This is a genomic window from Spiroplasma endosymbiont of Halictus nicosiae, from assembly GCF_978018445.1.
This window is the reverse complement of the sequence record NZ_OZ389573.1, coordinates 1,061,160-1,085,792: the sequence shown is the minus strand read 5'-3', so window position 1 is coordinate 1,085,792 and position 24,633 is coordinate 1,061,160. Positions and strand designations below refer to the sequence as shown.

41 protein-coding genes and 1 pseudogene are annotated in these 24,633 nt (G+C 24.5%); 12 read left to right on the top strand and 30 right to left on the bottom strand.

The genetic code is table 4. The annotated features are described in order from the left end of the window. The first annotated feature begins 122 nt into the window (after positions 1-122). Entirely contained in the window at positions 123-1,187 is a 1,065-nt protein-coding gene (locus ACZ91P_RS07460; RefSeq protein WP_465158732.1) for a hypothetical protein, read from the top strand. Positions 1,188-1,341: 154 nt separating this feature from the next. Here the strand turns inward: ACZ91P_RS07460 and ACZ91P_RS07455 are convergent, their stop codons facing one another. After that, positions 1,342-1,845: a lipoprotein gene (locus tag ACZ91P_RS07455; protein ID WP_465158731.1), complete on the bottom strand. Its 504-nt coding sequence runs from the start codon at positions 1,843-1,845 to the stop codon at positions 1,342-1,344. A gap of 52 nt (positions 1,846-1,897) precedes the next feature. Beyond that, a complete protein-coding gene (locus ACZ91P_RS07450; RefSeq protein ID WP_465158730.1) occupies positions 1,898-2,491 on the bottom strand; it encodes a hypothetical protein in 594 nt (197 codons plus the stop codon). A 276-nt stretch (positions 2,492-2,767) separates the two neighbouring features. Between ACZ91P_RS07450 and ACZ91P_RS07445 the strand changes: the two genes are divergently transcribed. The 6 genes from ACZ91P_RS07445 (at position 2,768) to ACZ91P_RS07420 (ending at position 6,525) form a co-directional block, all read left to right on the top strand. Beyond that, the gene (locus tag ACZ91P_RS07445; protein WP_465158729.1) at positions 2,768-2,950 is read left to right on the top strand and encodes a hypothetical protein; all 183 of its coding nucleotides are present in this window, start codon (positions 2,768-2,770) and stop codon (positions 2,948-2,950) included. A 150-nt stretch (positions 2,951-3,100) separates the two neighbouring features. After that, positions 3,101-3,301, top strand: a complete 201-nt coding sequence (locus ACZ91P_RS07440) for a hypothetical protein (RefSeq protein ID WP_465158728.1) — start codon at positions 3,101-3,103, stop codon at positions 3,299-3,301. A gap of 17 nt (positions 3,302-3,318) precedes the next feature. Then, positions 3,319-3,654 (top strand): hypothetical protein, encoded by a 336-nt coding sequence (locus tag ACZ91P_RS07435; protein WP_465158727.1) that lies wholly within the window; start codon positions 3,319-3,321, stop codon positions 3,652-3,654. A 71-nt stretch (positions 3,655-3,725) separates the two neighbouring features. Next, positions 3,726-4,370 carry a hypothetical protein gene (locus tag ACZ91P_RS07430; RefSeq protein ID WP_465158726.1) on the top strand — a complete coding sequence of 215 codons (645 nt, stop codon included), beginning with the start codon at positions 3,726-3,728 and terminating at the stop codon, positions 4,368-4,370. A 6-nt stretch (positions 4,371-4,376) separates the two neighbouring features. Further along, entirely contained in the window at positions 4,377-5,315 is a 939-nt protein-coding gene (locus tag ACZ91P_RS07425) for a hypothetical protein (protein WP_465158725.1), read from the top strand. After that, complete coding sequence (locus ACZ91P_RS07420; RefSeq protein ID WP_465158724.1) at positions 5,305-6,525, top strand: hypothetical protein; 1,221 nt, start codon at positions 5,305-5,307, stop codon at positions 6,523-6,525. Before ACZ91P_RS07425 ends, ACZ91P_RS07420 begins: the two co-directional genes overlap by 11 nt. Positions 6,526-6,608: 83 nt before the next feature. Here the strand turns inward: ACZ91P_RS07420 and ACZ91P_RS07415 are convergent, their stop codons facing one another. From ACZ91P_RS07415 to ACZ91P_RS07405, 3 genes are all read right to left on the bottom strand, one after another. Then, on the bottom strand, positions 6,609-6,791 hold the full coding sequence (locus ACZ91P_RS07415; protein ID WP_465158723.1) for a hypothetical protein: 183 nt from the start codon (positions 6,789-6,791) through the stop codon (positions 6,609-6,611). A 44-nt stretch (positions 6,792-6,835) separates the two neighbouring features. Continuing rightward, positions 6,836-6,997, bottom strand: coding sequence for a hypothetical protein (locus ACZ91P_RS07410; RefSeq protein ID WP_465158722.1), 162 nt, complete (start codon positions 6,995-6,997; stop codon positions 6,836-6,838). A gap of 62 nt (positions 6,998-7,059) precedes the next feature. Then, the gene (locus ACZ91P_RS07405) at positions 7,060-7,437 is read right to left on the bottom strand and encodes a hypothetical protein (protein WP_465158721.1); all 378 of its coding nucleotides are present in this window, start codon (positions 7,435-7,437) and stop codon (positions 7,060-7,062) included. Between the two features lie 159 nt (positions 7,438-7,596). On the opposite strand from ACZ91P_RS07405, the gene ACZ91P_RS07400 reads away from it, so the two are divergent. Beyond that, positions 7,597-7,722 (top strand): hypothetical protein, encoded by a 126-nt coding sequence (locus tag ACZ91P_RS07400; protein ID WP_465158720.1) that lies wholly within the window; start codon positions 7,597-7,599, stop codon positions 7,720-7,722. Next, positions 7,698-7,796: a hypothetical protein gene (locus tag ACZ91P_RS07395; protein ID WP_465158963.1), complete on the top strand. Its 99-nt coding sequence runs from the start codon at positions 7,698-7,700 to the stop codon at positions 7,794-7,796. The genes ACZ91P_RS07400 and ACZ91P_RS07395 overlap by 25 nt, the downstream gene beginning before the upstream one ends. 329 nt (positions 7,797-8,125) lie before the next feature. Here the strand turns inward: ACZ91P_RS07395 and greA are convergent, their stop codons facing one another. The 5 genes and pseudogenes from greA to ACZ91P_RS07370 all read right to left on the bottom strand — a co-directional run bounded on the left by greA (position 8,126) and on the right by ACZ91P_RS07370 (position 11,178). Next, positions 8,126-8,596 (bottom strand): transcription elongation factor GreA, encoded by a 471-nt coding sequence (greA, locus tag ACZ91P_RS07390; RefSeq protein ID WP_338988767.1) that lies wholly within the window; start codon positions 8,594-8,596, stop codon positions 8,126-8,128. A gap of 81 nt (positions 8,597-8,677) precedes the next feature. Continuing rightward, positions 8,678-9,318: pseudogene (gene udk, locus ACZ91P_RS07385) on the bottom strand (uridine kinase). Positions 9,319-9,392: 74 nt separating this feature from the next. Continuing rightward, a complete protein-coding gene (locus ACZ91P_RS07380; protein WP_465158719.1) occupies positions 9,393-9,611 on the bottom strand; it encodes a hypothetical protein in 219 nt (72 codons plus the stop codon). 1 nt (position 9,612) lies between these two features. Next, positions 9,613-10,080, bottom strand: a complete 468-nt coding sequence (locus ACZ91P_RS07375; RefSeq protein WP_465158718.1) for a hypothetical protein — start codon at positions 10,078-10,080, stop codon at positions 9,613-9,615. 102 nt (positions 10,081-10,182) lie between these two features. After that, positions 10,183-11,178, bottom strand: a complete 996-nt coding sequence (locus ACZ91P_RS07370; RefSeq protein ID WP_465158717.1) for an amino acid permease — start codon at positions 11,176-11,178, stop codon at positions 10,183-10,185. Between the two features lie 705 nt (positions 11,179-11,883). Here ACZ91P_RS07370 and ACZ91P_RS07365 point away from each other — a divergent pair. Further along, positions 11,884-12,201 carry a hypothetical protein gene (locus tag ACZ91P_RS07365; RefSeq protein WP_465158716.1) on the top strand — a complete coding sequence of 106 codons (318 nt, stop codon included), beginning with the start codon at positions 11,884-11,886 and terminating at the stop codon, positions 12,199-12,201. Positions 12,202-12,307: 106 nt separating this feature from the next. Here the strand turns inward: ACZ91P_RS07365 and ACZ91P_RS07360 are convergent, their stop codons facing one another. The 4 genes from ACZ91P_RS07360 to ACZ91P_RS07345 all read right to left on the bottom strand — a co-directional run bounded on the left by ACZ91P_RS07360 (position 12,308) and on the right by ACZ91P_RS07345 (position 14,243). Next, positions 12,308-12,658 carry a hypothetical protein gene (locus tag ACZ91P_RS07360; protein ID WP_465158715.1) on the bottom strand — a complete coding sequence of 117 codons (351 nt, stop codon included), beginning with the start codon at positions 12,656-12,658 and terminating at the stop codon, positions 12,308-12,310. A 626-nt stretch (positions 12,659-13,284) separates the two neighbouring features. Then, complete coding sequence (locus tag ACZ91P_RS07355; protein WP_465158714.1) at positions 13,285-13,620, bottom strand: hypothetical protein; 336 nt, start codon at positions 13,618-13,620, stop codon at positions 13,285-13,287. Between the two features lie 91 nt (positions 13,621-13,711). Then, positions 13,712-13,942 carry a hypothetical protein gene (locus tag ACZ91P_RS07350; RefSeq protein WP_465158713.1) on the bottom strand — a complete coding sequence of 77 codons (231 nt, stop codon included), beginning with the start codon at positions 13,940-13,942 and terminating at the stop codon, positions 13,712-13,714. A gap of 73 nt (positions 13,943-14,015) precedes the next feature. After that, a complete protein-coding gene (locus tag ACZ91P_RS07345) occupies positions 14,016-14,243 on the bottom strand; it encodes a hypothetical protein (RefSeq protein WP_465158712.1) in 228 nt (75 codons plus the stop codon). Between the two features lie 91 nt (positions 14,244-14,334). Between ACZ91P_RS07345 and ACZ91P_RS07340 the strand changes: the two genes are divergently transcribed. Both ACZ91P_RS07340 and ACZ91P_RS07335 read left to right on the top strand, forming a co-directional pair. Next, a complete protein-coding gene (locus tag ACZ91P_RS07340; protein ID WP_465158711.1) occupies positions 14,335-14,553 on the top strand; it encodes a hypothetical protein in 219 nt (72 codons plus the stop codon). A gap of 218 nt (positions 14,554-14,771) precedes the next feature. After that, a complete protein-coding gene (locus tag ACZ91P_RS07335; RefSeq protein ID WP_465158710.1) occupies positions 14,772-14,939 on the top strand; it encodes a hypothetical protein in 168 nt (55 codons plus the stop codon). Between the two features lie 295 nt (positions 14,940-15,234). On the opposite strand, the gene ACZ91P_RS07330 is transcribed toward ACZ91P_RS07335, so the two are convergent. The 16 genes from ACZ91P_RS07330 to ACZ91P_RS07255 form a co-directional block, all read right to left on the bottom strand. Next, on the bottom strand, positions 15,235-15,447 hold the full coding sequence (locus ACZ91P_RS07330) for a hypothetical protein (RefSeq protein WP_465158709.1): 213 nt from the start codon (positions 15,445-15,447) through the stop codon (positions 15,235-15,237). 41 nt (positions 15,448-15,488) lie between these two features. Further along, positions 15,489-15,659, bottom strand: coding sequence for a hypothetical protein (locus tag ACZ91P_RS07325; RefSeq protein ID WP_465158708.1), 171 nt, complete (start codon positions 15,657-15,659; stop codon positions 15,489-15,491). Between the two features lie 6 nt (positions 15,660-15,665). After that, on the bottom strand, positions 15,666-16,700 hold the full coding sequence (locus ACZ91P_RS07320; RefSeq protein WP_465158707.1) for a hypothetical protein: 1,035 nt from the start codon (positions 16,698-16,700) through the stop codon (positions 15,666-15,668). Positions 16,701-16,713: 13 nt separating this feature from the next. Beyond that, complete coding sequence (locus ACZ91P_RS07315; protein WP_465158706.1) at positions 16,714-16,983, bottom strand: hypothetical protein; 270 nt, start codon at positions 16,981-16,983, stop codon at positions 16,714-16,716. Between the two features lie 15 nt (positions 16,984-16,998). Beyond that, positions 16,999-17,181, bottom strand: coding sequence for a hypothetical protein (locus ACZ91P_RS07310; protein WP_465158705.1), 183 nt, complete (start codon positions 17,179-17,181; stop codon positions 16,999-17,001). Between the two features lie 191 nt (positions 17,182-17,372). After that, positions 17,373-17,933 (bottom strand): hypothetical protein, encoded by a 561-nt coding sequence (locus ACZ91P_RS07305; RefSeq protein WP_465158704.1) that lies wholly within the window; start codon positions 17,931-17,933, stop codon positions 17,373-17,375. Between the two features lie 12 nt (positions 17,934-17,945). Further along, positions 17,946-18,329: a hypothetical protein gene (locus ACZ91P_RS07300; protein WP_465158703.1), complete on the bottom strand. Its 384-nt coding sequence runs from the start codon at positions 18,327-18,329 to the stop codon at positions 17,946-17,948. After that, a complete protein-coding gene (locus tag ACZ91P_RS07295; RefSeq protein WP_465158702.1) occupies positions 18,269-18,727 on the bottom strand; it encodes a hypothetical protein in 459 nt (152 codons plus the stop codon). The genes ACZ91P_RS07300 and ACZ91P_RS07295 overlap by 61 nt, the downstream gene beginning before the upstream one ends. 103 nt (positions 18,728-18,830) lie before the next feature. Then, positions 18,831-19,478 carry a hypothetical protein gene (locus tag ACZ91P_RS07290; protein ID WP_465158701.1) on the bottom strand — a complete coding sequence of 216 codons (648 nt, stop codon included), beginning with the start codon at positions 19,476-19,478 and terminating at the stop codon, positions 18,831-18,833. Positions 19,479-19,783: 305 nt separating this feature from the next. Then, complete coding sequence (locus tag ACZ91P_RS07285; protein WP_465158700.1) at positions 19,784-20,794, bottom strand: hypothetical protein; 1,011 nt, start codon at positions 20,792-20,794, stop codon at positions 19,784-19,786. 4 nt (positions 20,795-20,798) lie between these two features. Continuing rightward, positions 20,799-21,272 carry a hypothetical protein gene (locus ACZ91P_RS07280; RefSeq protein ID WP_465158699.1) on the bottom strand — a complete coding sequence of 158 codons (474 nt, stop codon included), beginning with the start codon at positions 21,270-21,272 and terminating at the stop codon, positions 20,799-20,801. Between the two features lie 11 nt (positions 21,273-21,283). Further along, positions 21,284-21,442: a hypothetical protein gene (locus tag ACZ91P_RS07275; RefSeq protein ID WP_465158698.1), complete on the bottom strand. Its 159-nt coding sequence runs from the start codon at positions 21,440-21,442 to the stop codon at positions 21,284-21,286. A 166-nt stretch (positions 21,443-21,608) separates the two neighbouring features. After that, on the bottom strand, positions 21,609-21,830 hold the full coding sequence (locus ACZ91P_RS07270; RefSeq protein WP_465158697.1) for a hypothetical protein: 222 nt from the start codon (positions 21,828-21,830) through the stop codon (positions 21,609-21,611). Between the two features lie 901 nt (positions 21,831-22,731). Continuing rightward, positions 22,732-23,019, bottom strand: coding sequence for a hypothetical protein (locus tag ACZ91P_RS07265; RefSeq protein WP_465158696.1), 288 nt, complete (start codon positions 23,017-23,019; stop codon positions 22,732-22,734). A gap of 46 nt (positions 23,020-23,065) precedes the next feature. After that, on the bottom strand, positions 23,066-24,433 hold the full coding sequence (locus ACZ91P_RS07260; protein WP_465158695.1) for a hypothetical protein: 1,368 nt from the start codon (positions 24,431-24,433) through the stop codon (positions 23,066-23,068). Further along, positions 24,426-24,611 carry a hypothetical protein gene (locus ACZ91P_RS07255; RefSeq protein ID WP_465158694.1) on the bottom strand — a complete coding sequence of 62 codons (186 nt, stop codon included), beginning with the start codon at positions 24,609-24,611 and terminating at the stop codon, positions 24,426-24,428. The genes ACZ91P_RS07260 and ACZ91P_RS07255 overlap by 8 nt, the downstream gene beginning before the upstream one ends. Positions 24,612-24,633: the final 22 nt, after the last annotated feature.

Genomic DNA, 24,633 nt, shown 5'->3' with positions numbered 1-24,633 from the left:
ATTTAATTAATGAATTAGTAAGAGCAGTTGATGCTCAAACACCAGTTAGTGATAGTGAAAAAGATAATGATTGCGAATTCTTACAAACACCTGATGGTACAAATTGTAGTTATATAATTGATATGTTTTCAATTCAAGCCTTATATAAAGGTAATTTTGAAATTATCTTTTATGCTGATAACCCATATACTAACAATGAAGAAGATTATTTACGCTTATCTGTATGGAGTTTCAGAGGTAAAACAAAAAGTGTATTAAATAATTATTTACGTGATATGACAACTAATTATAAAACTAGTTTCTTATTGCCTCATTACTATGAAATACCAACATTTAATTACCCACAATATGTATTACCGCCAGTTCCATATAACTATCCAGAGTATACCAAAGATATTATGCCTTCTGATGTAGTACTACCATTAAAAACTAAAATTACAGCACCAGCACAATGTAAAAAAGGAATTAGAGAAAGTGGTCTTCCAGTTAATTTATTTTCTAATGATGAATTTAATTATGGTTATTATGAGATTGAAGTTGATTTAAAACAAATTGACCCAACAATTCAAAGCATCAGTAAATTTCAAGATGCTTATAAAATAATAGAAATAAGTAATCTTAATAGTATACAAGTTGAATGTGGACCACCTGAAATAGAGAATTTTATTCCTAATAGAAATGTTAATTTAAATGGTGGTGGTTTTACTTGTGATTATGATTTTGGTTCATTAGAAAATATTACTTTACAAGAAGGTGGCCGTTCACAAATTGATAAAGTTAATTTTGATAATACAATAACTTTATATACTGATAATATAACTAATGAAATTCAAACATTTACTACTGCGTATACTAATGGTTTACCAAGCCATAATAATTATGAAAATAGATATAAAACAAAAAATAGTGGTTATATAAAATTTTTATTACAAATAACAAAGTTATATAATAATGACAAAGATGAAATTAAAGAAACATTTTTACAAGCATATTATACTAATGATGTAAAATTAAAAATTAGATTCTCAAAAATATTATTATCTAAATTATTTTTAGGTATTAATAATTCTGCTTTTTATCATTTTGGTAATAATAAAGATATTGTATTAGATGTATCTAATCCAAATATATTGGGTATTCGCAATAAAAGTGATAATCCAGTTAAAATTACATTTAAACCAAGATAAAGAAAAAAAGTAGAGTAAGCTGGACTAATCCACTGGGCCTATTACTTTTAAAATAGGGACTTACTCTACTTTTATTAATTTAATTATAACATATAATTATTTAGGTCAATAAAAATCCCAATTATTTCTTTATCATTTATTTTAAATTAACTTTTTATTCTCCATTAACTTTTACATTATCTTTATCATCAATAATTAAAGTAGGTTCTTGTGTATCTAAATTTCAACGATAAACTGATTTAAAATGAGTTCCATCATCTTTTTTTAGTCAAAAATAACTTACAGGCTCTTTTAAAATAAATAAATTAAATAATTTTTTTTCATCATTTGATGATATAAGTTTATATATATCATAATTATCAATAACTTTTTGGCCATTATCATTATAATGTTTAAATTTAACAATTCTTCAATTATCATTTTTATTACCGCGTCATATTACATAATAATATTTATCTTTGTTAAATGGAGATTCTTGTGGTGCCATTCATTCTAAATTATCTCTAATTTCTTGGTTAGTAGTATTTATTTTGTTTTCTTTTTTTAAATGTTCTAATTTTTCTTTTGTATATTCTTGTGGTTTATTACAAGCAATTAAACTTGTTGTACTTGTTCCTATTAAAGTGATTATTCCTAAAATACTTAATATTTTTTTCATTACTTATTTTCTCCTTTATTTTATAAAAATAAAAATTATTAACTTTTTTATTCTAATTAAATATTTTTAATCCTATTCCAATATCTAATCATATTCCTCCTCCAGATTCAGAACCTCAAATTTCTACATCATAAAATGACATAGCTTGTAAAAAAAGTGATTTCTTTTCTCAATAAAAAGTAAAAAAATAAAAATGATGTGCTTTAAAAGTGGCATTCATAAATGTAGTATTAACTTTCTGAATTAAAATAGTATTATCATTATTAATATATTTAATAGCTTCATCCGGATCATTAATTTTATAATTAGTTAATTTATCATTATAATTGTTAATTATTACTCTATTAATTGAAGTACCTACAAAAGCTGTATCTCCCCAACTCATTTTAGTAAAAAAATCTTCTTCATTTCCCAAAAATTTAAACTTAGTATAATTAAATGGAAAATCTGAACCAAAATTTAATGTAAACCATAAAATTCCACCTTTTTGTTTTTTACCTCAATCTATTCAAAAAGATTTTTTCTTATGATCATCATTATAGTATAATATTTTTTCTTGTTTTTTATAAGAACTAGCGGCAATTACTGATGGCACAGCACTTCCACTAATAATTAATAAACTTAATAAATTTAGTAATTTTTTCATTAATTGTATTTCTCCTTTTCTTAATTTTAAAACTTTTATCAAAATATATCGATATTATATATATATATATATATACATACAAGCAAAATTAGCGCTTATTTTAATAAATTTATCTTTTAAAATACTCTTAATTACGCGTTTTAAGGGCTAAATTAGTAGTAAAATATATTAAGTTATATTTTCCTTCTTCTCTATATTAATAGTTGTATTATTAAAATAATAGTGTAAAATAATGTTAACGGTTTATCCTTTTAACAAAAAAGTAATTTATGGTTTATGCTTTCCGCCTTAAAAAGACTTATGCTGACTTGTTATTCGAACAAGAATAAAAAAAGAGAGGTTTATAAAATGGCACTTACAAAAGAACAATTAATCGAACAAGGTTTAAGTGAAGAAATTGCAGATAATATTTTAAGTGAATTTCATAATGAAACAAAACAAATTATTGAAGGTATATAAAAACGAAAAGATACTATTTCAAAAGAAGATTATTTAAAAGTTGCTAATGAATTAGATGAATTAAAAGCATTTAAAGATGTTCCATCTACTAAAATTGAAGATATTAAAACTAATTTAGAAAAAGTTAGTGGTAGTTCTTTATCTGAAAAAATGCAAACTTTAAAAGAATTAAAACCTGATTTGTTTGTACAAGAACAACCAGCAGTTTCACCAACTAATTTTATTAAAGATATAATTGAAAAATCAACTGAAAATAAGAATGATGAAATTGAAACTATTAAAGAAAAAGGAGCATATACTCCTGATGAAATTAAAAAATTAACTGATTATACACTTAAAAACCTTAGATAATAAGGGAGTGAAATATTATGGCAACAATTAACTTGCCACAAGTACCTTTTATATTACAAGGTAATACAACAGACCAAAAAGCGTATGTTGATATGGTTAATGCTTTATTGCGTGGACCTTTATATAATGAATATGCAAGTATTATGCAGTATGCTACTGCAACCGCAGAACAAGTTGCTTGATTACCAAATGCAGGACAAGCACTATATAATTTAACTCATCGTGTGGTATGACAAGATGATTATTCATTACCAAATGGAGGGACAACTCAAACAATGGGATTAACAAGAATTCCAGTTCCTATTGATAAAAGATTTAATTTAAAATTAATGAATGAAGCTTTTGACTTATAGTGTTGTACAGAATAAATTTGTTAATTTAGAATGTGAATTAATTCAGGCTATTTATGATTATTGTTTAGCAGATGGTCCAATATGAAGTAATTCCATTTCGTAGTTATACATCCGAAAATGCAGATGATGCAAATAAAGCATTCTTTACATTAAATGAAACTTTGATTGAATTAACAAATCAAATTAGTAATTTATATTTTGGTTTACCAACAGATAAAATGTTTATGGTTTTAGGTCGAAGATCATATTTAGGATTAACACCTGCTTATTTAAAAGTAATTGGTTCACAAGCACAATTAAAATCGATGGTTAATGGTGAATTATATGAAAATACAGCAATGGGTATTCCAGTATCAAAAAGCTTTCATTTAGAAAAAACATATACAAAAGGACAAGTTAACCGTGATAAAGGTTATAATTTTACTAATGTAAATGGTTTAATTATTAATAAACAAGTATGAGCTTATCCAATTAATATGGATACTATTCAACAAGTTTTAGATAATGATACTGCTAACCCTAAATGAATTGGTAAAGTTCAATATGCAACACCAACTATTTTATATCCAAAAACATGTAAAATTATTTTGGAAAAACAACCAAGCCAAGATGAAATTACTGCCGCTAAAAGTAATCTAAATAAAACTTTTAGAGTTCCAGTTGATTATCTAATTTCAGCATTAAAACCAGAATCAAAACCAAATAATCAAGGTTAATATAAAATGAATTTACTAATATTACGCGTTTTAACTTTATTAGTATTTAATTTAGAAAATAAACCTTTAATAAGTAAATTTGTAAATTTAATTAATAGAGTTAATCAAGTTAAAAATAAAATATTAAAGCCAATTAATTATATTAGTGATAAATATAATAAAATTACAAATAAAGTTGAAGATATTTATCAGTGATTAAATCCATTTACTTATTTAGATTTAATTAAAAAAGGTCATAAAAAAGAAATACAACAAATATTAAGTCAATTAGAAAAAGATAATAATATTAAAAATAGAGAACAATTTAAAAATGAAAATTATTTAAATACTAATTGACAACCTTTAAATAGTAGTTGACTTGATAGTGGTATGTTTAATATAACTAATAAATTAACTTTAACAGGTAATTTAACTATTTTAATATATACAAAAACAGCAAAAAATCCGAAATTTTATGGTCCATATGTTTATCCTAGTGTTCCGGTTGAAATTTGAAAATTATTAAGTAATGCTGTATCTAATGCAGGATCTTTATTTTGGCGTTATTGATTAAGAAAATGATTACCTAGTCATTTAAGAAATTATATTAAAAAGCGATTACCACAAGCATTAAAAGAAAAATATCCCAAAGGAACTACTAAATTAACATTACCAACAGTTCAAAAATTAAATCAAATTAAAAAGTTTATTAATAATTTAAAGATTGGACATTTTAATTTTAATTTTGCTGGTGAAATTAATAATAAAAAATGATATCGTGAACGCCGAAGTGATGTTAAAAATATTAAGAATTTATATAAAACACCAGTTAAAAATATTTTTTACAAAACTAATCAAACTATTAAAAAAATTAAGAAAGCAAAAGCAAGAGTTAATAGTTATAAGCCAAGTAATTTAAAAAATAAATATCGTAATCAATTAAGAGGTGTATTATATGGAAAATAATTTAAGTAATTTGTTATTTATAACAGTTGAAGATGTTAAAGAAAGTAAACTTTGACAACCTATTAATGAAAGAAAACAATCTGCTTATAATGATAATTTAATTTATAATGCTATTTTAAAAACTAGTTTATGAATGGATAGATTATCAGGCGGGACAATTTCCGATAAAATTAATAAAAAAGATTTATTTCCATGAGTAAAAAAAGATAATACTGGTTTAATTGAATATGATAAATGATTAAGTTATATTCAATCTGCTTGTTTATTAGCAGTTATAAATTGATATTTACCAAAAGGAGTTAATGATTTAACTGGTAGTGCATCATTTTCACAAGGTGGAGTTGCATATTCACAAACTAATGACCCTGAGGCAAATGAAAATATTACTCGTGATGTTAAAAATGCTTTAAAATTAGCCGGTGAAATAATTGATATTATATCTAGTAAAACAGTATCTAGACCATATAATTATAGTTTAGATAATTATGCTCATCCATGAGAAGAAGAATATAAACATATTAGTAAAAAAACTTTTTATCCAACATTATTATTTTGATTAAAAGAACGATTACAAACAGATAATTCAATAAATATTTTTTATCCAACTATTAATGATTTTTCTAAAATTGATTATAACGAATATATTAAAATTATTGTTCCATTTGATAATGATAGTATTTATTATGAAAATAATGTCTGAAAAGCAAAACAAGGTGGCGATATTCCAACAGATATTATTAAAGATAGTGATTTAAATAAAAATTATATTGAAAAAGTTGATGATAAATATATTGTAAAAACATCACAAAATATTAATACTAAACAAGATAAATTAGTAAGCGGTACAAATATTAAAACTATTAATGGTTCTTCATTATTAGACAGTGGTGATATATCTATTAGTGGTGGCAATGATTGAGAATTAATTAATTATCCAGAAGCAAACGAAAAATTAACATTTAAAATTCCAAATTATGATTTAACAAAATATTACTATAAAATATCAATTTCAATAACAGATTATGCATCTGCTAATAAATTTGTAACATATTATTTTGAAACAATATCACAAAAATCAATTTTTACATTTTTAGCAGATAATTCTTATGAAAGAATAACAATTAAGCAAGATGGCTTAATAAAAAATGATACAAATAATATTGTTATTAAAGATTTAACAATTAAAAGAAAATTAATAAATAATAGATAATTAATGGTAAATGAACCACATTCTATTTATAAGCGTGATATGAACACTGATTTACCCAAGTATCAAGAAGAAACATCGGATTCTTATTTGAAATTTAAATCATTAATTTTTTCTGACTTATCTTTTAAATTAACTTCTAAAGCAGTTTTCTCCTCAGTAACTTTTTCTAAATTAGTTTTAACTTCTTGTATTTTTTGTTCTAAAGAAAATTTATTTTGTTCACTAGCTGCTAACTTCTCTTTTAACTGAGTAACTTCCATTTCCAATGTAGAAACTTTTTCTTGTGATTCTTTTGTTAACTTACTAATCTCTAGTTTTTTAGTTCTATTTCTGCTTTAAGACTAGTATTGTGACTTGTTGCATCAGCAATTTGTTTTGCTAATCCTTCTTTAACTTGTTGCATCATCTGTAATTGAACCTCAAGTTGTTGCTTGTTTTGTTCTAAAGCAAGTTTTTCTTGTTTAGTAAACATTAACTGAGTTTACAGATTACCAATTGTTAAATTTAACGTACTATTCATTGATTTTGTGATTTCTAATTCCGATTTAAGACTAGTATTGTGACTTGTTGCATCATCTGTAATTGTGTTTCAAGAACTTTCTTACTTTGTTCTAAATCAGTTTTCTCTTGCTCAGTAGCTATTATTTTCTTTCAAAGTAAATCAATTGTTGAACTTAATTCTTTAATTTGTACTTCAGTATCATAAATTACTGGAATAAAATCTCTTAATTTTGGTTTCCCAACATTAGTAGTTAAATAATTAACCTTTCAATCAAAAGATTTTCCGCCATAATTTCATTCTCCTGATAATTTACTATTATTTTCTAAATTGTAAGGATAGATTGCATATCCTGCTGGAATAGCAGTTGATCCAATTGTTAGTATACTTAATAAACTTAAAAGTTTTTTCATTTTTTTATACTCCTTCCTTTCTTAGACAACACTAAGATAATTCTATGATATCCTCAAAACAAAGAAAATAATTTTCCGTTTTTAAATATTTAATAATATTTTTTTGTAAATTATAATATAAAGTGCAATAAAATATCTCAGAAAGGAATTGATTTTTTAATGGAAAGAAAACATTATTTTATTTTACGGTCTTTAGTAGCTAAGTATAGAAAAGATAATGTTATTAATACTGTTAATAAGTTTATTCAATATAGTCAACAATTTTTAGCATTGTTATTATATTAGGTATTTTTGCTTGAATTGGTTTATCGATTTATCAAAAAACTCATCAAATTCGAGGAAAGAAAAAAAGAAATTAAAAGTAAAGAGGATAAAGAATAATGTTAGGTATGTATTTAACATCAGCTATTAATTTTCTAGTTGCAGATACTCCTACTATTTCAGGTAGCATGGATTCTATTTGAACCGAATTAGGTAATGCAATGATGAAAGTTAAAGATGCTATTTATAATGTGTTACTACAGTTAATAACCTTCAAAATCATTAATTTACAATTTACATTTTTGTTTCATTGTCTTGCCATAAGAAAAGAACATCCTTTCAATAAAATTATATAACAGAAAATGTTTGTCTCTTTTTTCTGTCAATTTTATTTTAGATGTTCATTATAAAATTGTTTTTTTATTATTTATTCTACAGTTAAAATTTTAACTTTATAAGGTTCTTGAATTCCCTTAATTTCAACTAAATCTCCAGCTTTTTTGCCAATAATAGCTTTTGCAATTGGTGATTCATTCGAAATTGTATTTTTAAAAGGATTAGATTCAACAGCACCAACAATTTTTAATTCATATTTTTTATTAATCAATAAATTAGTAAATGTTACTGTACTTCCCAATTTAATAATTCCTGTTTTTGATTTAACTTCCTTAATTTCTTTTGCTTTTGTTAATAGTGATTCAATTTCTTTAATTCGTCCTTCAACTTCCGCTTGACGGTTTCGTGCTGCATCATAATCAGCATTTTCTGATAAGTCTCCCTGTGCACGAGCTTCTTTTAACTCTTCAATAACTTCGGGACGAATAACATTAATTAAATTATCTAATTCTTCTTGTAAGTCTTTAATTCCCTCTTTAGTTAACAAAATTTCTTCATTCATGGTGTTCTCTCCGTTCCTCTCTGTTTTTTTAATTACAACAATCATTATTATACCTTAAAAAAGCAATAATAATGGGGTTTTTTATTTTTTATCAAGTAATAAAGCCTTAATTTTTGTTGCAATCATATCAATTGCAATTTCATTTCCTTTATAATATGGCACAATAATATCGGCATATTTAATACTTGGCTCAACAAAGTACTCATGCATTGGTTTTACCGTTGTTAAATACTGATTAATAATACTTTCAACTGTTCGCCCCCGTTCTGATAAATCACGTGTTAAACGTCGAATAAAACGAATATCATCTTCTGTTTTAATAAAGATTTTAATATCCGATAATTTACGAATTTCTTCTAATGCTAAACCTAAAATACCATCAAGAATAATCACATCACCACTTTTTATTTCCGTTGTTTGGATTGAGCGATTAGAAATTGTAAAATCATAATTTGGCATTTGAATATCTTGATGATTTTTTAAAAGTTCTAGATGATTAACTAATAATTCTAAATCAAGGGCATTTGGATGATCAAAATTAATTCTTTTTTGTTCTGCTAATGTCAAATCGTCTAATTTTTTATAATAATGATCCATTTTTAAATAAACGATTTTTTTCCTTGCAAAATTTCAGCAATTTTATTTGCAACTGTTGTTTTGCCACTTGCAGTCCCACCAGCAATAGTAACTAATTGCACCTTTTTTTTTGGTTTTGATTGCATTTAATTCCTCCTCTTATTTTCTTATTCTAGTATATCATAAAGTAAAACAATTTAACTTTTGTTAAATTGTTTGGTTATTCTTCATGCTCTGATTCATCTTTTTTCTCATCAAGACTACTACTTTTTTTAATAATAAGATTTAATTCCGTGAGCAAATGTTCTGCATCTTGATAATTAACATTATTTGTCGCTTGATATAATGCTTGATTTCGTTCTAAATAATTTTTAATTTCATGACGAATTTCTAATGAAACATATTTTCAATCATCTCTAACTTTAAATTCGGTATCCAATTTAGCTTGTAATTCAGGTTATTTTTTCATTCGACGAAGATATTTTGCACGATAGTAAGTAAAATATCAAATTGTTGCAAAACTCACCGAAAAACCAACAAATGCTAACTCAATTGCTGCTTTTGATAATTGCACTCTCTCGCTTTGTACCAGTTGAAGTAACAATATTATTGATTAAACTATAATAATGTCATCCAAAAACAAAGCATAAAATAACAAGGACAATTGGAAACGCAATATACTCTCATATTCGCATCTTAATTTTCCGCTGATAAGCTAATTTTAGTGTTACAGCAATTACCATTCCATAAATAAAAATTGTAATAGCTGATGATGCTTCAGTTAATGATGAAACATCAAATGGTTGTTGATAAGTCATTGCTTCTGCTTCGGTTGCCATAAAACCAAATTGCTTTGTTAAACTAATCCCTTTAATAATATCGGGAATTGCTAACCAAATAAAAATCATTAAACTTGTAATAACTAAGTTTAAAATTGAAGCACGAATTGGTAATCCATCTTTATTTAACTTACGTAAATGATCTGGTAAATACCCTTCTGCCGATAATGGTTACAATGAAGTTCCCCCATATAAAGCATTTTGCATTGCGACATTTACTTTTAATGCTAAAGCACTAATAATCATAATAATTGGACCACCATATAAAATAATCTTATTATTAAAACCTAAACTTCATGTTCCCATTTGCATATTTTGGACAAATTCAGTAAAAGCGGAAAAGAAAATAATTGAAATAACAATATAGAAAATTGTACTAATTAACATAATTAGTGTAATTCCACGGCCAATATTTTTCTCTGGATTACTAATATTTTTCCCAGCAGTTGAAAAAACTTCAAAACCAGCAAAGAAGAAAAAGCATGAATTAAAAGCTTTAATAAATCCTGGCAACGAAAATTTCGTATGATGTCCTCAATAACTTAAATTTTCATTACCATTTTGAACGGCTAATACTAAACCAGCTAAAATTAAAAAACCAGCTGTAACTCATTTAATAATCCCCGTTCCATTTGCTAATTTTTTATATAGTTTCATTCCTCCAAAAATAATTGCTGCTGCTGACATATAAATCGAAATTCCAATAAAATCTAATCATAAGTCACCAAATGATCCTCAGTTCGCAGCATACCAAGGTACAGTAACACTTCGATCTGGATTCATTTTTGATATTCAATCTGCTCCGAATGAACCCCGAATCAACATCATTACTTGAATCCTAATTAAAAATGGTAAGGAAACATATTGCATAAAAGCAACAAAAATTCCCCAAAATTTACCGAAACTTGTTCGAACATAAATGTATGAAGCTCCATTATTATTAGAATGATGAACTCTGACCATTTTAGCAAATGCTCAAACACATATTCCTGCAATTAAACCTTCAACTGCAAATAATCAAATAACATGAATTCCAATTGAGTCAGGTTGTGAGATATTTCATAAAATAGCGAAATTCCCTATAAAACCAATTCCAACAGTATAATTAAAGCCTAATCAAACAAAATCTGCTAAACTAAATTTCTTATTTTGTTCTTTTTTAAGCATAAAATAGTTTTTTCCTTTCTTCTAAAAAACTTGGTTAATATTTAATTGATGATATATTCACATAAAAATTAAATTATAACACTCAAATTATTTAAATTTTTTATAAATAGTTTACTTATAATTATAGCAAACAGAAAAAAATTACAAGTATGATGATAACCTTAGAATAAAGTTTTAGGTACTAACTACTCCCAAAAAAACCATAGTTTTTTGAAAAACTCCTTATATTATATCAGCAATTTTTACTCTTTTAATAAAATTTAACACTTCCAATTTTCATTTTTGTTCAGACATGATATATAGCCATTCAAGAATAAGTACATGAAATTATTCTTGCTTTTAGATATTCTCCTTCAAAAAATAAATTATTAATATATAGACTGGAAAATTGTTCTACATAATTTATAAAAATCATAGGAACAAAATTAAGAAAATCATATTTTTCATTTAATTAAATTTATTTTTTTTACTTTCAATTTTTTTATCATTTGTAATTGGACCAGTTATGCCTCAATTTAAATTTAAATTTTTTAATATTACTGAAGGATTATTTTTTTTATTCAAATTTGCAATCTGTTCATACTTATCACTTTCTTTTAGCAGTGTTGATTTTGAAGGTTTAATTGAACTTTTATTATGTTCATTAGGTCAAACTAACAAATTAATTTTTGTATCTTTTTCATTTGAATCTGAATTATCATTTTTTTGTTTTCTTCTTTTTGTGTTTCTTTATCACCAACATTATTTTCAAAAGAAATTGAAACACTACCAAAATATAATGGGTCATCATCTGAAACAAAAATTCTTGCAGATGTTAATGAAATAAAATTTACATATATATTAGTGTTTCGTAATTGAGGATACAAGTTAAATATTCTTTCTACAACATCTAACTTATTAATCCTTCCTAAATCAGTAATTGTAATTATTGAATTTAAGTCAATTCTTTGTGGGGTAAATGTTACTAATATTTGTGCATCATTTCTTCCAAATGTTGAAGTTAATAAAGTTGCAGTTGAATAAGTAATGTTTTCTAAAACAACATCAGTTCAAGGTTCAATAATATCTAGAAAACCGGGAAAATTATTTATTATATATTGTATAATTGTAGTTCCAGGATTATCTGGTATTATTCCAAGATTAAAGTTGTTTCTATTATCAAATAATACATAAGAATAATTATTTTTATTTGAATTACTTGTGCTTGATTATTTAATAATCTGTTAATAGTTATATCATTTCTATTAATATTTCTATTTAAACGAACAACTTGGTCTAAAATATTTTCTTCGCTATTTGTAGGAATTTTTCCTAATTTAGTATTTTTTATTAATTTTGGTAAAAATTTATCATTATTTTCTCTTTTCTTTCTTTTGCAATTTTCTATATCATTTTTTTCATAACTACTAGCAACAATAACAGTTTGCATTGTAGTTCCACTGATAGTTAATACACATAATAAACGTAGTAATTTTTTCATTTTGTATTTCCTTTCTGAAATTGTGATAATTTTGTTATGTTGCTAAATTAATAATTGATTTTTGGTAGTATTCATTATTCTTAGGTTTTTAATAAAATTAAGTAATTAGAAACAAATTAAGTTTCGCTTATGATTAAATATGATAACAAAATTTATAAAAAATTCAACTTTTTTTAAAAATATAATTTTTAGTTGAAAAAATAATTTATAAATTTATGAATTTTGACACACTAAAAAATACTTTTTAAAGTTATTGCTAATTTTAAAAGGTTTTTATTTTTTTATAAAGATAAAAATTGATTTTGAAATTGATTTAAATTAAATATATTAAATTCAATTTTTTATTTATTATTTTTATTAGTTTTATCAACTTTCTCATCATTAATTTGATTATTAAGTCTTAACATAGAAGCAATTAACATATTGATAAATGTTTCTTTACAATATATTTTTGCGCCACGCCCTTTAACAGCCTTAATATAATGCGATACATCACCCTCAACATGACAACCAATATTATATTCTAATGATTGATTTACAATACCTTCTTCATTACTTTTAATTAATTCAATGGTTTCTAATAAAAATATTTTTTTATTACCATTAACATATGGTAAATGACATATTTAAAAATCTAATAATAATTTATAATTTCCAGTAAAGAAATATATTTTTGCTAATTTATATTTTATTCTATAAATTTTGATTCTATTTCGATTTGGGAATAATTGTTTAAATCTATTTGATAAATGAAATTTATCTAAACTATATGATACAGTGTTATTTTTATATTTTGCTTTTACTGCTCTATAAATTTTTTTAATTTGTTTTTCACCATCACTTAATATTAATATTTTAGTATTTTCATTAATATCATAAATATCCATTGATTTAAAAATTTTATTGATAAAATTATCAATATTAGATTTATTATTTTTATTCTTATGATTTTTATTCATCATTTGAAAAACGCCTCTTTTCTTTTTCATTTTTATTCTGGTTTTTGTTGACTTTTCTTGATCAACACCAACATGCATAGTCGCAAGAAATATTTTATTTTCAATTTTTTTTATTTTCTCGCATTGGTTCAAAAGCTCCGTCAATTTGAATATATAAAACATTATTTGGAATTTTAATTTTATTATTATTTTTATTACCAATGTAATCGATTTCTTCTAAATCGGCATTTTTAAAAATATTAGATATTGTTCTTTCACTAATATTTGCATTCTCTGTTGTATGTAAAATATCTTTATATCTTTTTCCATCACCTATAAAAGACATATATTTATTTTTTAAATTTATTTCAATTCTTTCGTATTTTTTAAACCTAATTCTTCATCTAAAGGATAACGATTTATATTTTCTTTTTTTTCTTCATCATATTTAACATATAATCTTCTTTTTCTGTTTTAATTGTTTTTGGCAATTTTGATATCACCTTATATCCTTGTAATATTTGTCCTTGTTGATATAATTTAAATATCTCATTATCTCTTTCAATCAAGAAATTTTTAGTTTCATTGTTTGTTTCTATTATTTTATCTTTTTTATAATCTTCTAATAAATTTTGTTTTAATTCCATTTTATAATTTCCTTTCATATAAACAAATTATTTTAAAATATGATACTCAATACTTCACATAATCTTATCAAAAAAAGGAGGCTATTTAAAAATGCAGGATTTTACCAAAATTAATAACAAAAAACGGATTACTAGTTATAAATATTTAAATAAAAAATATGATTTGAATTTTAATGACTATAATTTTGGTTTTGATTGAGAAGTATTTAAAGACTTTGTTGGTGATAGTTATGTCCGATATTTTACTTCACCAACTTTTTTAAGTTTGTTTCAGCGGGGCGTGGTACTAATAAGACATGAAATCACATAGCAGAAAAATTATTTTTTGCTTGTAATTTTACTGATGCTTCATCTAACATTTTACAAAGATATGCCAATACCCATGAAGATACTACATTTTGCGATACAATTAATGTATGTAATTATTTATACGATAAATATGGGATTGATATAGGACCCGACAATGAAAATGGCATTGTTTGACCTAAAAATGTTAAAGAAGGTGGCGAAATTGTTTTTCCTAGTGGTGTGAGAATTGCTTTTGTGGGTTATGCTAATGGTAATAAAATTATGGGTAAAGTTGGCAAAGGTAGTGGTATTATATCAGCGTGAACAGATGAAATGATAGATGCTAAAGAAAAAGAAATTTTAATTAAGTGGGTAGATTTAATAATATCAATGCCATCAGGTGAATAAGGACGCTTATATTCTTCAATAATATAACATTCATTTTTATTGTTTTTGGTAATTGGTTCATTAATAGATACTATTTTTAAGTCATAGGATTCTAAAAATTCTTTATCTTGTTTTGAAATATCATTGATTAAAATATCTTTTTTATCAATTATTACATAACTTGTGCTATTATCTTGGACTGTGGTGTTTTGTTGAATTTGTAATTTAAAATTAAAATCACTAATTTCATAACCAGTTATTTTAATATATTCATCTTTGTCAATAAAACCTATTTTAACGCTATTTTAAGAATAGTTTAAGGTTGGTTTTTGTTTTGTCTTAACAAGAGATTATTAATTTTATAAATATATAAGGTTCTTGCACGGGCTTCTGTAAATAATTGTTCTAAATCAGGATCGCTGTACTGCGATTGACTAGCAAAATCTAACGGAATACTATCAATTGAATAGTCAATTGGTTCATCATTTTCTGCTAATTGTGCTAACATTTTTTCAGATGGTTTTAACATTATTCTTGTTCTCCTTCTTCATTAGGCATATTGATAATAGTTTAGTTGTTTTTTAATTGTCTGTTTAAAGTAGCATTTACTGGTAAGCGAACATCAACAATTAACTCGTCAATATTTTTAATATTGAATGTTCTACTGTTTAAAATAGCATTATCATATTTAATTAACTTAATAATAAATTCAGTTAATTTAATTTCTCTAATATATATCATTTCTTCCTATGATGCGTTTGTTTGAATATTTACACCAGCAACTTCTGCCTGAGTTTGTTGTGCTCCCTTAGCAATGGCGGGAACATGATGTCGATTTATTTTATAGTAATTTGTTAATAATCAATCATATATTTTAGTTAATTGCTCACCTTTAAAATTACCAGCAATATAGTCTACTGATTGAAAATTACTATCAGAGTCTCCTTCAACTAATAACAAGTCATTTTCAATAAATGATGCCAGCATTTTGCTAATTTCTTGGTCAACCACACCAGTAACTCCATTAGTATTAATAGTAAATTTATCACTATTTAATAATGGATCTAACATTATCTTTTCAGCAATAATATCTAAAATACTAGCAAATTGTTTACCATAACGAGCAGAAGGCTCAAAATTAGGGTTATTAGGAATAATTTGAATTGGAATAAAATTAAGTGGTAATATTTCTTCTCTTTGTAAAGTTGTATAGTTATTTCATTTAACATCATCAATATATAAATCGGTAATAGTACTATATAATCGTGTTTTTAACTTTCTAATAACTTTAACTTGTTTAGTTACAGCATCAATCTCTAATTTTTCAGTAATAAAAATACTCTGGTCATTTTTAAGATAAGGGTCATAATCAAAAGTGCAAGATACTAAATTACCTAATTCATCATACTGGTCATTGTAAAAATCAATAGTAATAAAATTAAGTTTTGAATTATTAGCAAAAATAAAATATGCACCTTTACCATTCTTATTAATTTTATATTTGTTATATCAATTCTTATTGGTAAAGTCCTGCATTTTTAAAAAGCTATTAATTAATTTAGTATCTATTTTTTGATTAGTAAGTGGATTATAAATGCTAATTTCTAAATCTCGCGGATTTAAAAAATTAGCATTATCTTCACAAATTCTTTTTTCTAAAATCTCATTATGTTTTTGAACAGTAACATTTTTACGATTAGTAATCGTTGATGCTAAATTAATATAATAACTATCAATATCATATTCTTTTTTTAATTTCTTTTTTGCTGGTAATAATCCCATTTATAACACCTCTTTATTTTGTATCTTCTTTTTTAATAACATCTTCAATACTATCTTGTTTTTGTTGTTTGTTATGTGTTTTGATAAATCTAATTGTTTCAATAATCAAAACTATAATTCCAGCTCCGATAAGCATTGCTGAAACAATAACATATGCTGGTCAAGAAATACCTAATGTTTTTTCTCCTATAAAACAAATAATAATTCCTGCGATAAAAAACAATAATGAAACTCCAAATATTTTCAAAAACATAATTACATCTTTAACTTCTACTTTTGGCATAATAACATCTCCTTTCTAATTTACCTTTTTTCTTTCAATAAACACAAATCCCAAAGATCTAAATGTTGCTGGACCATTAACTCCAATATTAATCAATCCATCAGGATTAATAGATAATGCTAAACATGCACTATTAACACCTATTTGATCATATATAACACCTATTGTTTGTCTAAAACTATGCCTTGTTTGCAACATCCCTTGACTTTTTAAATCTCCTTTGATATTTTTTCCTGAGGCTCAAATTCTATAAATATAATTTTCTTTATCAAAATTAGGAATATTATATCCTTTTTGACCAACTTTAAAATCACTAGTATCAACAATTTCTCAATCTGGAACTTTTGGTATAACAATTGATTTTTTTAATTCATCTAAAATTTCTTCTTTTATTTTTGCAAGTTTTCATCTTTAATTTTTTCTATAACAAGTTTATCTAATAAAGCATCAACTTCTAATTGAGTATAATATGCTTCTAAATCAATCATTGTTAAATCAATACCTTCTTCTTGAAAAGTACGAAACATTTTCTTTAAAGTTGTTAAATTAGCCAATGATTTTGCATAGGTAGGCAATAGACCTTGTCATGTTGCCATAGGGTCATTTTGTGAAGAATAATTAATATCACCAACACTCATATTTGCCGAAGTAAAAAACTCAATTGGAATACGGTTAAATGTTCAATGTTCAATCGTAATAAACACGATATTAATATAAATTTTCTTTAATAATGGGTCTTTAAATGTTTCAAATTTTAGCTTTGAAAATGGATAGTTTAAGTAAGAATTAATCATATTTTGGGCTCTTAAAGCAAATGTTTTAAATCATAATTCTACATCACCTTTAAAAAACTTATTATAACGAACTAGAACTTTTGTAATTTTACCTGTCATTGGAATAAAATTATTATAATTTTCCAAAGTAACATTTTGTCATAATTCATTTAACATTTAATCATCTCCTTATCATTTACTTTTTTTAGAATATATTTTCTTTAATATAAATTTTTTACTATTTAGTAATGTTTTTGTTTTAATTTTTTTGTTTAAATCTTGTTTTGTTCTGAGTTGTTTATATGCTTGAAATACTAGTCCATTACCCAATAAACTAGTAATTGCACTATCTTCTAGCGTATTTAACAATTTATCTTTATTAAAGTTATTTTTAAATTGTTCTTGCATTTTTAATATCTTAGCAATTGTCCGATATATTTTAAAACTATCTTTTACTACTTGCTGATAAGCAAGTGGGGCAAAAGAAACTAAATTAAACAAACTTGTTTTTTTTAATCCCCAACCAATAAACCACTCACTGTTCATATAGAATTTAAACGGTTCAGGAGCCAAAAAAACTGTTCTGCTTTGATTAAAGTTGTCATAATGACAATAGGGACATATTTAGGATTTTTATAATATATTGTTAAAGCAACTTCACCCGCAACTGATAAAGGAACAATTTTAACTGCTAAAAAAACATCAGAACCATAAGCAAAAGGTAATAATTGACCTTTTTTAATAGCCTTAGTTTCAAATTTAGATAATATTTTTTTAGTTTTATCAGTAATTTTACTAATTACTTTTTGTTTAATAATAATTATTTGTTTTTCCATTGGGGCTAATAATTTTTTAGTTACTTTTTGAATATAAAAATTTGGGTTTAAATGATTTAAAATTTTATTTAATTTAATTGGTGTTTGATAAAAAATATTTAATAATTTATTATTATATATTTTACTGCCCCTCATTAAATTAGCATTTAATAGTAGATTTTTATCAACACCTTTTTATGAAGATTAGTCATAATATTATATCACTCATTAGTATTAATTTTACTTATTTTTTCAATATTTAATCTATATTCAGACAATCATTTATTAGCATTTTTTCATTCACGCGTGGTATTTTTTGAACTAATTTAGGACTTATTTTTTGAATATTTTTCTCAATTTTTAATAAATTATTAATTGTTTCTAAATTAGAAACTTTAAAACCTTTATAAAAATCATTTCGGGCTAATTTTCCAATTGTATATAATAAAGTTTCATTATTAGCCTGCTTTGTAAAATCAAATATTAATTTAGAAGATAAAATCTTTTTACCTGTAACTTGCCTTACAACATCTTTTAAATTATTAGCAGTTATTACACCTAATTTTTCAAGTAGTTTAGTTTCTTTTGCTAATTTTAAAATTCTAGTTGTTCGAACAGCACGCGTTAATTTACCAATTCCACCAATTGCTGGTAACAAATTTAAGGCGGTACTTTTTGCTGTTACTTCTGATGTTAATTTATCATATATTTGATTTACGGCAAAATCAGTTGCTGTTTCTACTCCAAACGAGATAAATGCTGCGGCAAAATTAGATAATCCCGCACCAAGACCAACAGCCGAAGCAATACCACCAGTTAAAACTGATAAACCAAGAGCTAAAACTTGAATTCCTAAAAATTCTAATAACTGTAAACCAAAACTTTTTTCTTGTTGTTGGATTGACAATCTAGTTGGATTTTTTTAACAGCATAAATAAGGGCTGTTTTAGATGTTCCAATTGGCATATATATCAAACAAAAAAGTACTATTTTTTAGTACTATTAAGAATTTTTAATTTTAACATCAATCGGATTTGTTTGACCAGTAGCGTTGTTTTTACCTTCAATTTGGACAAAAACCTTGGTATCATTTGTAATATTTATTGGTCAATCAACACCAGCACTTTTAATAAAGTAATCAAAATCACTTTCAGTTAAAGAACTATTTACTGCTTTTACTGCTTTTAAAACAACATCTTTAAATTGTGGTTTTTACTGTTCGGCTGTTGCTTTTGTTGGGTCTGCAACATGAATAGTTGGTTTATCTAATTTATTAATTTTACTAATATCAATTTTTGAAACAATATGTTTAATAATTCCTTTTGGTTCAACCACTGCTCCACCTAAATATAAAACTCTTTCCATAATCAAAGTATTACCCATTCCAGTACCTAACACAGCAGCAGCAACTCTTAACGAAGTATGATCTTTTTTGCGTAAAATAAGAGAGTCATATTTTTTGCTAAACTTAAAGGCAATTGCATTAACACCATCTGGTAATAATTCAATTGTTCTTTCTGAACCATCTTTATTAATAATTGGTAATTTTTTAGGAACCATATAGTATGTTGTTCCTTCAACAGTTTTCATTGCTCCACTTGTTGTGATTACATTATTTATTTGGTCGTTTGTTCCAAGTTGTAACTGTAATTTATTACGAATTCCACGAATAAAATCAGCCGAACCTAAAACAATTGTTTCTGATGGAGTAAAGCCGTTTTCATATATTTTATCCATAATTTCATCATGAATTTGTAAAGCATTAGTATCATCTGCTTTTTGGCCTTGAATGGTTGTAACTACTCCTTTATTAATAATTTTTAAAATTTTATTACGTTTATAAGCAACCTCAGTATCCATTGCTTGCTCAATATCGGCAGCCCAAAGATTAGGATTAAAATCATTTTCTACAGGGTCTAATTTACGAGCAAAAGTTAAAATTGTATCTAATTCAACAACTCCATCTTCAAATTCTACTGTTGAATATTTTAGAAGATTATCATCGGTATTAAATACTTGTCCATCTTTTCTTAAACCTTCATTATATTTAATATTTTTCTTTCTTTTATATGTTAAACCAAATTTATTTGCTTCTTTTCACGCAAATAAAGCTTCTCAACTAAATTTTTGTTGATAAGTTTGTAAATATCATTGTTCAAATGTTTCTCGGTCTCTTTGTGTTGCTTGATTAGCAATATCGCCAAAAATTGTTTTTGGATCCATATTTTTATTCCTTCTTTCTATTTATATTAAATACATTGTCTGTATCTAAAATATTGTTTTCTTTGTTTACTACTTTTGATACGCCCCCAGTATTAACTGTTTGTACCTTAATTAATTCATCATAAACACTTTGCAATTGTGTTTTAATGATTTCAATATCATCAGTAATATCATAAGATTTTAATAAAACATTTTTAAAATCTTCATTATCAGTTGAAGAATTAATGAAATCAATTACTTCAATTTGTTTTAATTGAATTGTTTGTTGTTCAATTTGTCAAGTTAACTCAGTATTTTTTGTTTGTAGTTCGTTGATTTGCTGATTATTATTTTCTAAATTACTTGCATTAAATTCTTCAATTTCAGCAGTATTTTTTAAAATAATTTCAGCAGTTTTAATATCTAAACTACCATCTTCATTTTTAATAGGTTCATTATTTTCATTTATAAGAACATATTTTACATTTTTTAATGCCATTGTTTTTCCTCCTATTTTTTAATATTTGTATTTGTTCTTTTTCTAATCGCTTTTTCTATAATTTCAAAACTATCTACTCTAAAAGACAAAAAATAGCGTTTAGTTTTTATATTTAACTGATTAAATACTGAGCCTTTAATTTTTATCTCATCATCTTTTTTTAATTTCAAAAACTCATTTAAAACAAATGGAGTATATATTGATAATGTTGAGTAATTTAATCCGTCTCATTGACATTTAGCCGAACAAGCATCAACTTCAACACCACCAGCAACAAGAGCCTTAATTTTTGTTTTAATAGGATTTTCATGTAATCTAACAGTTAATTCTAACTTATTAACTTTTTTTTTTTTTTATTTTAGGTTTATAAGAAGCAATAATATCTCACTTGTTTTCAAATAAAATTAAGTACATTTTGGCTCATTCTAAACATTGCAAATCATAATGCTTTTTATGATGTGAAATACGACAATTAATAGGTTGACAATTAACTCAATTAAATGATGTTGTTATTTCATTTCAAGTTTTATTAATATATTTACTTTTATATTTTGTCATTTATATATACTCCTTAATTCTTTTTATTTGTTGCTAAAATTTCACCATTAATATCATTTACTGTTACCAGATAAGCTTGTATCATTAATTCTTGTAATTTATTTTTAATTTTTTTATTTCATTTTTTCATCAAATATTTTCCTTTCTGTAAAAACATAATATTCCTTTATTGGTTAATATTTTGATATTTAATAAATAATTTATTTTAATATTTAATTACTTCGCCGCCCGCTCCACTTTGAAGGTGGGCGGGGGCGGATAGGATATTTTGATAGAGTTTACCCCCATACGGAAATAAACAAAAAACAGTTTACCCAGTTATTAATTACGCTTCATCCATCCCTAGACAACTTTATACAAAGAAAATAACCTTTTGGAGTTCCAACCCTCTTGTTTTTTTAGTGTCCGATATTGTTTTTTCGGTTTAACAACACTCTTTTTATGAAAACAAGCCAAAAAACAAATGCTCTGACATTTCACAAGTGATTAATCTTGTCGAGAATTAAAGAAATAAATAGGAGTAGTAAATCCAATCGCTTTCATACTTTCTTTAAGGCTTCGTGCCATAGATGAGTTATCCATCTTTAAGCATCAAAAAATATTAAGTTTTAAAGATTGAATTTTGGATTAATCGTTAGATAGTATCTTTTTTTATCTCATTATCTTTTTTAATTCTTTGTTTATTAAATATATTTTTTAGTAATTATATTTAACAATTAACTAACAACTAAATAAAACAATTATTCAAAATTTTTTAAGAAAAGAAAGGATGGATTTTTCTGAAAAAACATATTTTATTAAGTGTAAAAGATACTATCTAACGATTAATCCAATAAATATAAGTATTTTTTACAAAATAAAAAGCACTTTATTCTTTTTCAATAAAGTGCTACATTTGCATTTACAATTTACAAGTAAAATTATCAACATCTTTAAAATTATTTTCTTTTGTTTCTTTATTAACTTGTTTTAATTTAAATGTATTTCTTCATTGAGCAATAATAGTTGCATTACCAATAATTGCTAATGTAAAATCTGAATAATCTTGGGGAATACTATTAATTGGTTTATATCCACTTGTAGTCATTGGAATAACTCCGTTTGTAATAACAAAAGGAAAGATAAATCATTTATCTAATTCTTGTATTTTTCTTTTAATAACTTTTGAATCAGTAGAGGCCATTCTCATTGCTGTATATAATACTTGGTTATTAATTTGTATTGCTTCTTTTGAATTATTTTTGTTTAAATTTATCTTTTATGCCTCCTGTATTATTGCTTTCGTTTTGTTCATCTTCATTTTCTAAATCAAATTTAGAATTAGTTTCTAATTGTTCTTTATCAATTTTTTCAACTTCTTTTATTGCAAATGTCATAGGAATACTGTCAACAGTATAAATATATTTAGCATGAGACATAGTTGCATTTTCTAATCTTGTGTTATTAATATCTACTAAACGGATTTGGTCAATAATTCCTGCTTGTTTAAATTTTAATGAGTAGGGGCGTTCACTTTTATCTCAATTGTTATTTTCAACTTTTCAATATTTATGAAATATTCATCAACAAGCAAATAAACGATATAAATAATCTAATAAGAACTCTTGTCATACTGCTTGCGATTCAATATCTTCTGCTTGCATAATTAATGTTTGATTTTGATTAGTATAAGTTCCTTGTTCATCTGCTTGTCATGATAAACCAATACCACGAAATACAATTTTTAAAATATGGTCAGTATCTAGATTATAATCACTAGAATTATATTGTCCTTGCGTATAATTAACAGTTGCATTACCACTTTTTTCATCATAATTATTATTTACATTTTGAATAACAAAATCACTTTCATAATCATCTCAGGTTTTTTTCTTATCTTTTACATTACTAATTTCAGCAGCAGTTGCTTGAATATATCCTCTTGCTCTTGAAAATCTTCTTGTTTTCTTTTTAATAAATAAATTATCTTGTAAATCTTCAATTAATCACATAGTAGGATAAATATCTGGATAAGAATTTAACATAGTTGAAGATGCTTGACCTTGTTGATTAACACGAATAAAGTTAGGAATTTGTATTAATGGAAAACGACCTAATTTATTAATATATGTTCTTTTTTCAATTTTTAAACTTTCATTTATTTTGCCACTAACTGCTCCTGCTTCGGTATTTTCATCATTAGGATATGAATCAATTTGAATATATTTATCATTAATAATTACATGAAATATATAACCAGTATCATCTTGATTAGGTAATATTCAAATATCTGCTGCTTGTTCCTCTTCATTAATTTTAGATACAAAATTAGTAAATAAAGCAGTACCTAACATAATATCTAAATCACCATCGCGTGTTTCATATATAAACATAACAGCAACACCTAATAATGATTTAGATCATGACATTTTAATTAATTTTTCATAAACTTTTCTTTTATGATATCAATTTTGTCAATGTATTAATGCTTGTTCATTTTCACTATCACATAATAATCCACGACCAATTTCCATTCTTACTTTTCTTTGAGCAACAATTAATGGAACATTTAATTTTCAATTACGATTATTAAATTCTAATCATCTATTAATATTTTTATTCATTTTCATTTACTCATAATCTAGCAAGATGACAAATTAATAACTTACTTTCTTTTTCTACTTTATCCATTTTTAAGACTCTATATTCATTTTTATACTTATAAACAAAAATATTATTTTTAGGAACATTCTTTTTATATTTTCCAATAATCTTATCTAAATCAATTAAATATATATACATTTTAAATATACTCCCTTATTAA